The sequence below is a fragment of the Kitasatospora sp. NPDC030952 genome (assembly GCF_055571335.1).
This window is the reverse complement of record NZ_JBVIFM010000017.1, coordinates 102,239-114,193: the sequence shown is the minus strand read 5'-3', so window position 1 is coordinate 114,193 and position 11,955 is coordinate 102,239. Positions and strand designations below refer to the sequence as shown.

Here is an 11,955-nt window from a genome sequence, read left to right as displayed (position 1 = left end):
CCGGGCACGGCGTGCCCGCGGCCCGGGACCGACGCGCCGGGGGCAGCGGCCGCACCCGCCGGACGGAGGGGCCCCGGATGCGCCTCCGTCCGGATGTGGCAGGTCCGGGCCAAGGACATAATCGCCGCCATGAGCCCAGCACAGTCGCAGTCCTGCGGGCGGGCGCGGCCGCCGTCCCGCGAGCCCGCCCGGGCGGCGCCGGAGGTGACCGCGGGACGGCCGCCGGAACTGCTGCGGCTGCCCGGCGGCCTCTCCCTGCACCGCCGCCGCAGCACCCACGCGCCGGCCCTGCACCGGGCCGTGCACGCCAACCTGGAGCACCTGCGGCCCTGGCTGGACTGGGCGGCCGAGGCCCCCAGTCGGGCCCGGACCGCCGAGCAGACCCGGGCCGGCACCGCCGCCTGGGAGGCCGGAACGGACTTCATGTACCTCGCCGACCTGGACGCGGCGCCCGGCCGGGTGGTCGCGGCCCTCGGGCTGCACGGGCGGATCGGGCCGGGCGCGCTGGAGATCGGCTACTGGGTGGCCGCCCGGCACGTCGGCCGCGGCATCGCGACCGCCGCGGCCGGGGCGCTGACCGAGGCCGCGCTGGCGCTGCCCGGGATCGCCCGGGTGGAGATCCGCTGCGACCAGGCGAACGGCGCCAGCGCGGCCGTCCCGCGCAAGCTCGGCTACCGGCTGGACCGGGTCACCGAGGCCGCCGTCCGGGCGCCGGGCGAGACCGGGCGGCAGCAGGTGTGGGTCATGGAGCGCCGGGCGGGCCCCAGGGCCCGCCCGGTGGCTCAGTAGTAGCGCCCGCCCGCCGCGGCCGGCAGCGCGTCCAGCTCCGCCAGGTCGGCCGCCGAGAGCTCGATCGCGGCCGCGCCCGCGTTGTCCAGCAGGTAGCGCGGCGTCTTGGTGCCCGGGATCGGGAAGACGTACCGGCCCTGCGCCAGCACCCAGGCCAGCGCGACCTGCGCGGGCGAGGCACCGATCCGCTCGGCGACCGCCCGGACCCGCCCGACCAGCTCCAGGTTGGCCTGCAGCGCCTCCTGCTGGAAGCGGGGCAGTCGGCGGCGGAAGTCGTCCTCGGGCAGTTCGTCGAGGGAGGTGATGCTGCCGGTCAGGAAGCCCCGGCCGAGCGGCGAGTACGGCAGGAAGGCGATGCCCTGCTCCTCGGTGTACGGCAGCACCTCGGCCAGCGCGTCCCGGGTCCACAGCGACAGCTCGGACTGCACCGAGGCCACCGGGTGCACGGCCTGCGCCCGCCGGATCTCCTCGACGCCCACCTCGGAGAGCCCGATCCGGCGGACCTTGCCGGCCCGGACGGTCTCGGCCAGCGCGCCCCAGGTCTCCTCGATCGGGACGGCCGGGTCGACCCGGTGCAGCTGGTAGAGGTCGAGGTGGTCGGTGCCGAGGCGGCGCAGGCTGTCGTCGATCGAGCGCCGCACGTGCTCGGGGCTGCCGTCGCGGGCCGCGTCCTGGCCGCTGCCGCCGGGGACGATGCCGACCTTGGTGGCCAGGAAGGCGCGCTCGCGGTGGGGGCCGGCCAGCGCGGCGCCGACCACCTCCTCGTTGGTGTACGGGCCGTACATGTCGGCGGTGTCGATCAGGGTGACGCCGAGGTCCAGCGCCTGGCGGATCACGCCGACGGACTTCTCGTCGTCCCGGCTGCCCACGTCGTAGGCGAAGGTCATCCCCATGCAGCCGAGGCCGATGACGCCGACCTCCGGGCCGTTGCTGCCGAACGGGGCGTTGCGCATGACGGTGCTCCTGTCTGGTTTCCGGCTGGTCCTGCGGTGGGGCGGTGGGGCGGTGCCCACGCTCGATCTTGACTGACGACCGGTCACTTCGACTGCGAGTCAGGCACTTTGACCGAAGGACCTCCTTAAACCCGCCCTAAAACCTGCTCTCGGGGGGCTCCCGGAAGCCCGGAAGTGCTTGACGTGCCCAGCTGGTCTAGTCCAGTTTGATCCTCAGCACCGCGCTCCTCCCCGCACCGGACCAGCCCCCATGCTGCCGCCCGCCCCGTGTCTCCCCCCTTCACGGCGCGGGCGGCCCCACGTCCCGAGAGGCACCCCCATGCCCAGCGCGCCCCAGCACGCCCCCACCCACCGCCGCCCCACCGGCCGGACCAAACTGCTGAGCCTCGCCGCCGCCGCCGTGCTCGCCGCCGGCGGCCTCGCCACCCTCGCCGGGAACGCCGGTGCCGCCGACGCCGACCTGCTCGCCAACGGCGGCTTCGAGAGCGGCGCACTCGACCCGTGGAGCTGTTCCGCCACTACCGGGAGCATCGTCAACTCCGGTGCGCACAGCGGGACGTACGCGCTCAAGGGGGCGGTCGGCGCGAGCGACACCGCGCAGTGCGGCCAGACCGTGAGCGTCCAGCCCAACACCAGCTACACCCTCAGCGCCTGGGTGCAGGGCCAGTACGTCTACCTCGGCGCCACCGGCAGCGGCGTCACCGACCCCGCCGTGTGGACCCCGGGCGGCGCCAACTGGCAGCAGCTGTCGGCCGGTTTCACCACCGGCCCGAGCACCACCAGCGTCACCGTCTACCTGCACGGCTGGTACGGGCAGGGCGCCTACCTCGCCGACGACGTCACCCTCACCGGCCCCGGCGGCGGCCCGACCACCCCGCCGACCACCCCGCCGAGCGGAACCCCCACCGGCGGCCCGACCACCCCGCCGCCGAACGTCGCGCTCCCGGTCGCCCCGTACATCGACATGGGCGCCTGGCCCACCCCGTCCATGCCCGCCATGGCCAAGGCCGGCGGCGTCAAGGGCTACACCATGGGCTTCGTCACCGGCGTCGGCTGCAAGGCCAGCTGGTTCAACGCCTACGACCCGCGCACCGGCTGGGCCAAGGACCAGGTCGACGCGCTGCGCGCGGCCGGCGGAGACGTCAAGCTCTCCTTCGGCGGCGCCAGCGGCACCGAACTCGCCGCCGCCTGCACCTCGGTGGACTCGCTGTTCAACGAGTACGACGCGGTCGTCAACGCCTACAACCTGCGCTACGTCGACTACGACATCGAGGGCGCGGCGATCGCCGACACCGCCTCCAACGACCGCCGCTCCGCCGCCCTCGCCAAGCTCCAGCAGGCCCACCCGGGCCTCAAGGTCTCGCTCACCCTGCCCGTCCTGCCCGAGGGCCTGACCAGCGACGGCGTCGCCGTCGTCAAGTCCGCCCGGGACGCCGGGGTCGACCTCGACCTGGTGAACGTCATGGCGATGGACTACTACCGCTCGGGCAGCGACTACGGAAACGCCGCCGTCCAGGCCGCGCAGGCGACCTTCGGCCAGCTCAAGGCGCTCTACCCGGCGAAGACCGACGCCCGGCTGTGGGCCATGGTCGGGGTCACCCCGATGATCGGCGAGAACGACGACCACCAGATCTACAACCAGGCCGCGGCCCAGCAGTTGGTGACCTTCGCCAAGCAGAACCACCTCGGCCTGCTCGCCTTCTGGGACGCCACCCGGGACGCCAACGCCTGCACCGGCTCGCTGGCCAAGTGCACCAACATCCCGCAGCAGCCGTACGAGTTCGCGAAGGTCTTCGGCCAGTACACGGGCTGAGCCGCAGCGCTTCCGGGGCGCCGGCGGGCCAGGGGGCCGTCGGCGCCCCGGCACCTCCGACTGCGGCTGAGCAGGCCGGACAGCCGGAGAAATTGGCATCTCATCCTCCCGGACCGTCCACTACAGTCCCTCCCACCTGTACGGAACGAGGGGGCGGACATGACGGTCCGGGACGACCACCATCAGCTGATCATCGACACCACGACCAGCGAAGCCGCCTGCGCGGCGGGCCTCACCCCCGAGGAACTCAGCGCGTTCAGCACCACCCTGGGCCGCCTGCGCGACCTCCCCTTCCAGGACCGCACCCGGCTGCACGCCGAGCGCCAGCTCAGCTCCTTCGTGACGGAGAGCCGCAAACGCCGCCGCCAGGAGGCCAAGGAGGCCGTCCGCCAGGCCGACGCCGCGCTGCTCGCCGGCACCGCGACCGGCGCCCGGCAACGCCGTGAGGACACGCCGCTCCCGCCTGCGGGAGGGCCGGTCGGCGAGTTGCTCGTCCCGCGCAAGTGCTACGTCTGCAAGCAGCCGTACCGCCAGGTCGACGGCTTCTACCACATGCTCTGCCCGGACTGCGCGGCCGACAACACCGCCCGCCGCGACCTCTCCACCGACCTGCGCGGGCGCCGGGCACTGCTCACCGGCGGGCGGGTGAAGATCGGCTTCCAGCTCGCGCTGATGCTGCTGCGGGACGGCGCCGAGCTGATCGTCACCAGCCGCTTCCCGCGGGACACCGTCCGCCGCTTCCGCGCCGCCGAGGGCAGCGGGCAGTGGTGGGAGCGGCTCACCGTGGTCGGCATCGACCTCCGCGACCCGCGTCAAGTCCTCGGCCTGACCGAGGAGTTGCGCGCCGACGGGCGGCCGCTGGACATCCTGGTCAACAACGCCGCACAGACCCTGCGGCGCCCGCCGGAGTCGTACGCCCTGCTGGCGGCCGGGGAGTCCACCGCCCTGCCGGGCGCCGACCGCCGGGCCATCACCCACGCGCCCGGGTTCCGTCCGCTCACCGACGTCGCCCAACTGCCGTCGGGGGCCGGCTCACTGCTGGACCTCACCGACGAGGCCGGACTGCTGCCCGACCTCGCGCCCGTCAACTCCTGGTCCACCACGCTCGGTTCGCTCGACCCGGCGGAGGTGCTGGAGACCCAGCTGGTCAACGCCCTGGCCCCGGCGCTGCTCTGCGACCGACTGCTGCCGCTGCTGCTCGCCTCCCCGCGCCCCGCCCGCTACATCGTCAACGTCACGGCGGTGGAGGGCCGGTTCGCCGTCCGCAACAAGACCGCGCGCCACCCCCACACCAACATGGCCAAGGCCGCGCTCAACATGCTCACCCGCACCAGCGCCGCCGAACTCGCCCCGAAGGGCGTGCACATGTGCGCCGTGGACACCGGCTGGATCACCGACGAGAACCCGGCGCCCGCGAAGGCCCGGATCGCCGCCCGGGGCTTCCGCACCCCGCTGGACGTCGTGGACGGCGCCGCCCGGGTCTACGACCCGATCGTGCGCGGCGAGGCCGGGCACCCGGTGTCGGGGGTGTTCCTCAAGGACTACCGGGTGGCGGAGTGGTGACGTCCCAGCCGTCGCACCAGCCGTCGCACCAGCCGTCGCATCAGGTGTCGCATCAGCCGTCGCACCAGGTGCCGTAGCGGTGCGCCGGAACGGCCCGGCCCGGGGTGGTCCCGGGCCGGGCCGTCGGCGTTGCAGGAGGGCTCAGCGGCCGGTGGGCAGGTTGGCCCCGCCGGTGCAGTCGAGCACCACTCCGGTGACGAAGGTGTTGGCGGCGAACATGTGGATCGCCCGGGCGACGTCCTCGGGGCGGCCGACCCGGCCGACCGGGGTGGTGGCGGCCAGGCCGTCGAAGAGGGCGGTGCGCTGCTCGGTGGGGACGCGGTCCCACCACGGGGTGTCGATGACGCCGGGCGAGACGGCGTTGATCCGCAGCGGGGCGAGTTCGACGGCCAGCGGCGGGACCATCGCCTCCAGGGCGCCGTTGATGGCGGCCAGTCCGGCGGTGCCGGGGATGGCGGCGCGGGCCGAGGCGGCGGTGATCAGGGTGACCGAGCCGTCCTTGCGCAGGTGCGGCAGGGCCGCCTGGAGCACCCGGACCTGCGGCCAGAACTTGGCGTCGAAGCCGTGGGCGAGGTCGGCGAGGTCGAGTTCGGCGAACGGGCCGCTGCCGGCCGCGCCGCTGACCGCGACCACCAGGTGGTCGACGGTGCCGGCCCCGGCGAAGAAGGCGGCCAGCGCGGCCGGGTCGGTGGCGTCGAGCCGGGCGCCGCTGGTCTTGCCGCCGATCCGGGCGACGGCGGCGTCCAGCTTCTCGCGGTCACGGCCGGTGATCACGACCTCGGCGCCGTCGGCGGCGAAGGCGGTCGCGGTCGCCTCGCCGATGCCCGAGCTGCCGCCCATGACGATGACGTGCTGTCCGGCGAAGAGGTTCGTTGCAGTGCTCATGGTTCTGGCCTTTCCGGCTTGCTCGAGTTCTTGTCGAGACCGCTAGTTCCGGTAATGATGGTTGCCGAGACTGTTAGTCTTGTCAAGCGGGGGAAGGAAGAAAGGGACCACGATGAGCAAGAGCGACCCCTCGGCCGAGCAGGCCTCCGCCGCCCGGCCGCACACCGGCCGCCGCCGCAACGAGGCGGCCCACCGGGCGATCCTGGACGCGGCACTCCACCTGCTCGCCGACTCCGACGGCACGCCCGTCACCATCGACGCCATCGCCCGCACCGCCGGCGTCGGCAAGCAGACCGTCTACCGCTGGTGGCCCTCCAAGGGCGCCGTCCTGCTGGACGCCCTCACCGACCGCGCCGACCAGGACGTCACCGACCACCCGGACACCGGCACCCTCCGCACCGACCTGCGCGCCTTCATCGGGACCACCTTCGACGCCGCCCAGCGCGGCACCACCGCCTCCGCGCTGCGCACCGTCGCCCGCGAGGCCGCCCGCGACCCGCACCTGGCCGAGCTGATGCGGACCTTCACCGCCACCCGGCGCACCGCGCTGCACGACCTCCTCACCCGGGGCCGCGAGCGCGGCGAACTGGCCGACCACGCCGACCTCGACCTGATCGTGGACCAGGTCTACGGGGTGTTCTGGTACCGCTTCCTGCTCGGCCACGGCCCACTGGACGAGTCCACCGCCGAGCGGCTCGCCGACACCCTGATCACCGGGAACGACTCACCGGCGACGGCATCCGCGAACTGACCGCCCGGGCCGAGCCGGTGGCCGTCGGCGAGTTCGGCCCCGCCACCTGCCTCGGCGCGGGAAGCCGGGCCGACTTCCCGCGCTGCCGGGGATCCTTCAAGCCGTGCGGCGGCGGTAGTAGGCGATGCCGAGGGCGATGGTGATCGGCCCCCAGAGCATCGCCGGGCCGATGCAGACCCGGGCCAGCGCCTCCCACCAGCCGTTGCCGAAGCCGACCTCGTCCTGCAGGCCGAACCAGGCCAGCGGCTGGAGGCCGAAGAGGCCGAACAGCACCAGGCCGCCCAGCAGCGTGGCGAGCAGCGGCCCGAGCGGCGGCACCCGGCGGCCGCGCAGGAGCGGCACCCAGCGGGGGAACACCTCGCCCCAGCCGCTGACCAGCCCCAGGGTGAGCAGCGCCAGCCCCTCGGTGACCAGGCTCAGGCCGAAGACGTACGGGGTGGCCCACCAGGTGTGCGGCGGGCTGCCGGGGTCGACGATGCCCATCTCGAAGCCGAAGGCGAACGGCAGCCGCCACAGGCAGTGCGGCAGGAGGACCAGTGGCAGGGCCTTGGCGAGCCGCAGGGCCCAAGCGGGAACGGGGCGTTCGGTGTCACCGACCGGGAGGTTCATCAGCATGGGTCCACCGTCGCGGACACCAGCCGTCCGCCACCTCCGCCCCGCGGTCCCCCCTCCTCCCCCGGGAGAGCCAACCGCGGCTCACCACAAGGGAGGAGGAGGGAGCGGCCTCCGGTGCGGGGAGGTCAGAGGCCGAGCTGCTCGGCGGCCAGGGCCGTCCCCTCCAGCCGGGCCCTGATCTTGGCGAAGGCCGTCTCGCGGGACGTGGACCGGTCGTCCGCGAAGGGGGCGAAGCCGCTGTCGTCGCAGCTGCCCAGGCGGTCGGCGGGCAGGTGGCGGGCGGCGGTGAGGACGCGGTCCCGCACCTGCTCGGCGGTCTCCACCCGCGGGTCGCTCGGGTCGGTCACCCCGACGAACACCCTGGCGTCGGCGGGGAGGTGCTCGGCGATCAGTGCCAGCGCGCGGTCCGGGTCGGCCTCGCTCGCCAGGGACAGGTAGAAGTTGCCCGCCTTGAGCCGGAAGAACGTCGGCAGCAGCTCCGCGTAGTCGACGTCCAGGCTGTGGGTGGCGCCCTGGTCGTTGCCGGGGTCGGTCTGCACCCCGATCCGGGCGCGCTCGGCGGCGGAGAACCGCTCCAGCACCCGGTTGTCCAGCTCGACGAAGTCGCGCAGCACCCCGCCGCTGGGGTCGAGCTTCAGCGACAGCCGGGCCTCGGTGAGTTCGAGCTGCACGACGTGGGCGCCGGCGTCCAGGCAGCCCCGGATGTCCGCCTCCGCGCCGTCGAGCAGATCGTCGAGGAAGGCCTCCCGCGAGTACCCGGCGATGCCGTCCGGCGGGTACAGCAGGCTGAGCGTCGAGGGCGCCACGACGGACTGCTTCACCGGTACGGTGGCGGCCTCCTGCGCGGCCCGCAGGTACTGCTCGGCGTGCACCCGGTAGCGGAACGGGCCGGCCGTCAGCCGGGGCAACTGCCGGGTGTGGCCGTCGGAGTAGGGGATGACGACACCGTGGGGGGCCAGGCCGGCGGCCCCGTCGAGCGGATAGGTGTAGGCGCTCGGCTTGGCCTGGTCGCCGTCGGTGACGACCGGCGAGCCGAGCGCCTCCAGTCGCGCGACGGTGTCCTTGACGGCGGTCGAGGAGTCGGTGGAGCGGGGCAGGCTGCCGATGGGTTCGGAAGGAATGGTCACGGTGCGGCAGCCTAGGCGCGGGTGGGCGCCCGGCCGCCGAATAGTGCCGGTCCCACCCGCGATCCCGCTCCTTGGTGGTAACGCGGGTGATCCGGCTTGACGTCGACGCCGCGTCAGACCACCGAGCTCAGCCCGAAGGAGGCCGCCACCAGCCCGAGGGCGTACGGCGTCTCGGCGCCGTTCAGGGTGGTCGGGTCCATCGAGTAGACGACCTTGCGGGAGAGGTCGCGGGTGGCGAAGACCCCGCTGGTGGAGCCGGGGCGGGAGCCGGTCTTGCCCCAGGCCGTGATGCCGTGGGACTGCAGGCGCTCCAGGCCCATGCTCATGCACGCCTTGCCGTCCGGGCAGTGGCTGCTGTGGGCGGCGACGGGCACGTCGGGCACGGTGAACAGCTGCTCCTGCTGGGCCGCGGGGAGCAGCCGGCCGCGGAACAGGGCGGTCATGAAGCGGTCCAGGTCGGCGGCGCTGGAGATCATGCCACCCTCCGCCCAGGGCCAGGGACTCTGCTCGGTCACGTCCGCCCGGTGGGTGCCGCCGTCGGCGTCGGGGACGGACAGGTAGGGATGGGTGGCGGGGTGCCGCAGCTCGGGGTCGTCGCCGTCCGGGAGGGAGGTGTCGTGCAGACCGAGCGGCCGGATGATCCGGTCGCGCAGCTCGTCGGCGAAGCCGTGGCCGGTGACCTTCTCGACGACCAGCCCGGCCACGAAGGTGTTCATGCCGTTGTACTGCTGCTCGGTGCCCGGCCGGAAGCCCAGCGGGTAGCCGTGCATGGTGGCGATGACCTGCTCGGGGGTGAACGAGTCCAGCCGGTGGGCCTCGAACCAGGTGGTGCTGCCGTCGCCCCAGGGCACGTTGGAGCCGTTGGGCAGTCCGCTGGTGTGGTTGAGCAACTGGCCGACGGTGACCCCCTCGTAGGGGAAGTCCGGCAGGTACTGCCGCACGGTGGCGTCCAGGTCGATCCGGCCCTCGGCGGCGAGCTGGAGGACGACGGTGGTGGTGAAGACCTTCGAGACCGACCCGATCCGGAACCGGCCGTGCGGGTCCACCGCCATGCCGTCCTCCGCCGAACCGCCCTCGAACCGCCCGGTGGTGCCGGTGATGCGGACGAAGGCGGCGGAGACGTCGGCAGCCGGCCGCTCGGCCAGTGCCGCCCGGACGGCCGCCCGGTCCAGCGGCGCCGGTGCGGACACGCCCGCCGCACCGGCCGGAGCGGCGGGAGCGGCGGCGAGGGCGGGGGTGCCGGCGCCGACCGTCAGCGCGGCCGCCAGGGCTCCGGCGGCGACGACGACGGCCCAACGGCTGCGGTGGGTAGCGGCGTTCACGGTGTTTCGGCTCCAGACTGGTCGTCATCGGGCCGGAGGAGTCCGGCCCGGAGACGAGTCTGCCGACCCGCCGCGCCCCGAGCATCAGGGTCGGGGCCCCGGCGATCCCTGGTCTTCCGTCAGGGTTCGACCCGGAGAAGCCCGCCCCGAAGACCCCCACCTCGGAGACCCCCCGCCTCGGAGCGCCCCCACCTCGGAGCGCCCCGGATCAGACGTGCCCCAGCAGGCAGACGTGCGAGCGGTCCGTTCGCTCCGGGTGGGGCTGTTCCAGCCGGGCGGTGACGGTGAACCCCGCCCGCTCCAGCAGCTCGGCCAGCCGCCCCGCCGGGACCAGGTGCGAGGCGTACGACACCGGATGGCCGTAGGCCGTGGTCGGACGCCGCTCGCCGTCGCCGACGTGGCCGCCCAGCAGCAGGTGGCCGCCGGGGGCCAGGACGCGGGCGAACTCGGCGAAGAGTCCGGGCAGTTGCGCCGGCGGGGTGTGGTGGACGGAGTACCAGGCGAGGATGCCGCCGAGGCTGCCGTCGGCCGCGTCCAGGGCTGCCATCGAGCCGACGGTGAACCGCAGTCGGGGGTACGCCCGGCGGGCGAGGGCGATCATCCCGCCCGAGACGTCGACGCCGTGGGCCGACAGCCCCAGCCCGGTCAGGTAGGCCGTCAGCCGGCCCGGCCCGCAGCCGAGGTCGGCGACCTCGCCGCCGCCCGACTCCCGGACCAGCTCCGCGAAGGCGGCGAGCATCGCGCGGGAGACCGGGTCCATGCCCTCGGGCGGGACGACCAGGCGGAGGTAGTCGGCGGCGACGGTGTCGTACGACGCGCGGACGGCGGCGAGGTGGGCGGGCTCGGTCACCGCGCCACCCTAACCGGCCTTCGCGGTCCTGGCGGCGCGCTCGGCGAAGACCTTCTCCCGGCGGTCGGCGGTCTGCTTCATCATCCGCTTGCGGTCGCGGGCGGAGAGCCGGTCGAGGTAGAGGCCGCCGTTGAGGTGGTCGGTCTCGTGCTGGAGGCAGCGGGCGAAGTAGCCGACGCCCTCGATCGTCACGGGGGCGCCGTGCTGGTCGACGCCGTGCACCACCGCGTGGGCGGGGCGGGCGAGTTGGGTGTTGGCGCCGGGTACGGAGAGGCAGCCCTCGACGTCCTCGGCCAGCCGGCGGCCGGGCTCCTGCTCCTCGACCACCGGGTTGAGCACGTGTCCGACGTGCCGGGCGCCGTCCTCGTCGGTGCAGTCGTAGACGAACAGCCGCAGGTCCACGTCGACCTGGTTGGCGGCGAGGCCGCAGCCGTCGGCGACGTACATGGTGGCGAACATGTCGTCGATCAGCCGGGCCAGCCGCTCGCTGCCGAAGTCCTCCTCGGTCGCCGGGCGGCAGGTGCGGCGGAGGATCTCCTCCCCCACCTCGGTGATCCTCAGGACGGTCGGACGGTCGCGCAGCTCGGACACGGGTGTTCCCCCTTCGGTGGACTTGCCGTTCGGGACGTGCAGGTCGGTGGACTTGCAGGTGGGCGGACTTGCAGGTGGGTGGACTTGCTGTCGACTTTGCAAAGTAGCAGACTTTGCAAAGTGACCGAAGACCTCGTCAGATCCGGTGCCCTCCCCGAACACGCCGTCCGCACCGCGCTGCTGGAGCTGCTCGCCGAACGCGGCACCCTCACCTCCACCGAGGCCGCCGCCCGACTCGGCCTCAGCTCCGGGCTGTGCTCGTTCCACCTGCGGCAGCTGGCCCGGTACGGCCTGATCGAGGAGGCCCCGGCCGCCGACGGGCGGGCCCGGCCGTGGCGGCTCCCCGACAGCGAACCGTCCGAACTGCCCGCACTACCCGGACCGCCCGGACCGCCCGGACCGCAGGACGAGTTCAGCGAGCTGGCCCGAGGACTGGAGGACGAGAGCTACCGGCGCTGGCTCGCCGGGCGCGCCGGGGCCCCGGCCGAGTGGCAGCAGGACGAGGCGTTCAGCGCCGTCGTCCACCTCACCCCCGAGGAGCTGACCGCCGTCGGCGCCGAGGTGCGCCGGCTGCTCGCCCGCTACCGCGACCGGGACACCGACCCGGCCGCCCGCCCCGCCGGGGCCCGTCCGGTCGCGGCCGTGGCCCGGCTGTTCCCGCTGCTCGACCAGCTCGACCAGCAGCTCGACCAGTAG

12 protein-coding genes are annotated in these 11,955 nt (G+C 74.1%); 5 read left to right on the top strand and 7 right to left on the bottom strand.

Going from position 1 to position 11,955, the window contains the following annotated elements; genetic code table 11:
* The first annotated feature begins 129 nt into the window (after positions 1–129).
* Positions 130–789 carry a GNAT family N-acetyltransferase gene (locus tag ACZ47G_RS26995; RefSeq protein ID WP_465746876.1) on the top strand — a complete coding sequence of 220 codons (660 nt, stop codon included), beginning with the start codon at positions 130–132 and terminating at the stop codon, positions 787–789.
* On the opposite strand, the gene ACZ47G_RS26990 is transcribed toward ACZ47G_RS26995, so the two are convergent.
* The gene (locus ACZ47G_RS26990) at positions 783–1,742 is read right to left on the bottom strand and encodes an aldo/keto reductase (RefSeq protein WP_465746874.1); all 960 of its coding nucleotides are present in this window, start codon (positions 1,740–1,742) and stop codon (positions 783–785) included. The genes ACZ47G_RS26995 and ACZ47G_RS26990 overlap by 7 nt on opposite strands.
* 319 nt (positions 1,743–2,061) lie before the next feature.
* Here ACZ47G_RS26990 and ACZ47G_RS26985 point away from each other — a divergent pair, with 319 nt between their 5' ends.
* Together ACZ47G_RS26985 and ACZ47G_RS26980 are read left to right on the top strand one after the other, a co-directional pair.
* The gene (locus ACZ47G_RS26985; RefSeq protein WP_465746872.1) at positions 2,062–3,555 is read left to right on the top strand and encodes a carbohydrate binding domain-containing protein; all 1,494 of its coding nucleotides are present in this window, start codon (positions 2,062–2,064) and stop codon (positions 3,553–3,555) included.
* Between the two features lie 159 nt (positions 3,556–3,714).
* On the top strand, positions 3,715–5,118 hold the full coding sequence (locus ACZ47G_RS26980; protein WP_465746870.1) for an SDR family oxidoreductase: 1,404 nt from the start codon (positions 3,715–3,717) through the stop codon (positions 5,116–5,118).
* Positions 5,119–5,259: 141 nt separating this feature from the next.
* On the opposite strand, the gene ACZ47G_RS26975 is transcribed toward ACZ47G_RS26980, so the two are convergent.
* The gene (locus ACZ47G_RS26975) at positions 5,260–6,003 is read right to left on the bottom strand and encodes an SDR family oxidoreductase (protein ID WP_465746868.1); all 744 of its coding nucleotides are present in this window, start codon (positions 6,001–6,003) and stop codon (positions 5,260–5,262) included.
* Positions 6,004–6,115: 112 nt separating this feature from the next.
* Here ACZ47G_RS26975 and ACZ47G_RS26970 point away from each other — a divergent pair, with 112 nt between their 5' ends.
* Positions 6,116–6,754: a TetR/AcrR family transcriptional regulator gene (locus ACZ47G_RS26970; RefSeq protein WP_465746866.1), complete on the top strand. Its 639-nt coding sequence runs from the start codon at positions 6,116–6,118 to the stop codon at positions 6,752–6,754.
* A 96-nt stretch (positions 6,755–6,850) separates the two neighbouring features.
* On the opposite strand, the gene ACZ47G_RS26965 is transcribed toward ACZ47G_RS26970, so the two are convergent.
* The 5 genes from ACZ47G_RS26965 to def form a co-directional block, all read right to left on the bottom strand.
* Entirely contained in the window at positions 6,851–7,369 is a 519-nt protein-coding gene (locus tag ACZ47G_RS26965) for a hypothetical protein (RefSeq protein ID WP_465746864.1), read from the bottom strand.
* A 125-nt stretch (positions 7,370–7,494) separates the two neighbouring features.
* On the bottom strand, positions 7,495–8,496 hold the full coding sequence (locus ACZ47G_RS26960; protein WP_465746862.1) for a uroporphyrinogen decarboxylase/cobalamine-independent methonine synthase family protein: 1,002 nt from the start codon (positions 8,494–8,496) through the stop codon (positions 7,495–7,497).
* Between the two features lie 113 nt (positions 8,497–8,609).
* The gene (locus ACZ47G_RS26955) at positions 8,610–9,818 is read right to left on the bottom strand and encodes a serine hydrolase domain-containing protein (protein ID WP_465746860.1); all 1,209 of its coding nucleotides are present in this window, start codon (positions 9,816–9,818) and stop codon (positions 8,610–8,612) included.
* A 208-nt stretch (positions 9,819–10,026) separates the two neighbouring features.
* Entirely contained in the window at positions 10,027–10,668 is a 642-nt protein-coding gene (locus ACZ47G_RS26950) for a class I SAM-dependent methyltransferase (protein WP_465746858.1), read from the bottom strand.
* Between the two features lie 9 nt (positions 10,669–10,677).
* Positions 10,678–11,259 (bottom strand): peptide deformylase, encoded by a 582-nt coding sequence (gene def, locus ACZ47G_RS26945; protein WP_465746856.1) that lies wholly within the window; start codon positions 11,257–11,259, stop codon positions 10,678–10,680.
* A 120-nt stretch (positions 11,260–11,379) separates the two neighbouring features.
* On the opposite strand from def, the gene ACZ47G_RS26940 reads away from it, so the two are divergent.
* Complete coding sequence (locus ACZ47G_RS26940; RefSeq protein ID WP_465746854.1) at positions 11,380–11,955, top strand: winged helix-turn-helix domain-containing protein; 576 nt, start codon at positions 11,380–11,382, stop codon at positions 11,953–11,955.

Coding starts and splice junctions, on each gene's coding strand:
- ACZ47G_RS26980 (WP_465746870.1), top strand. CDS start 3,715: ATGACGGTCCGGGACGACCACCATCAGCTGATCATCGACACCACGACC.
- ACZ47G_RS26970 (WP_465746866.1), top strand. CDS start 6,116: ATGAGCAAGAGCGACCCCTCGGCCGAGCAGGCCTCCGCCGCCCGGCCG.
- ACZ47G_RS26985 (WP_465746872.1), top strand. CDS start 2,062: ATGCCCAGCGCGCCCCAGCACGCCCCCACCCACCGCCGCCCCACCGGC.
- ACZ47G_RS26995 (WP_465746876.1), top strand. CDS start 130: ATGAGCCCAGCACAGTCGCAGTCCTGCGGGCGGGCGCGGCCGCCGTCC.
- ACZ47G_RS26975 (WP_465746868.1), bottom strand. CDS start 6,003: ATGAGCACTGCAACGAACCTCTTCGCCGGACAGCACGTCATCGTCATG.
- ACZ47G_RS26990 (WP_465746874.1), bottom strand. CDS start 1,742: ATGCGCAACGCCCCGTTCGGCAGCAACGGCCCGGAGGTCGGCGTCATC.
- ACZ47G_RS26965 (WP_465746864.1), bottom strand. CDS start 7,369: ATGCTGATGAACCTCCCGGTCGGTGACACCGAACGCCCCGTTCCCGCT.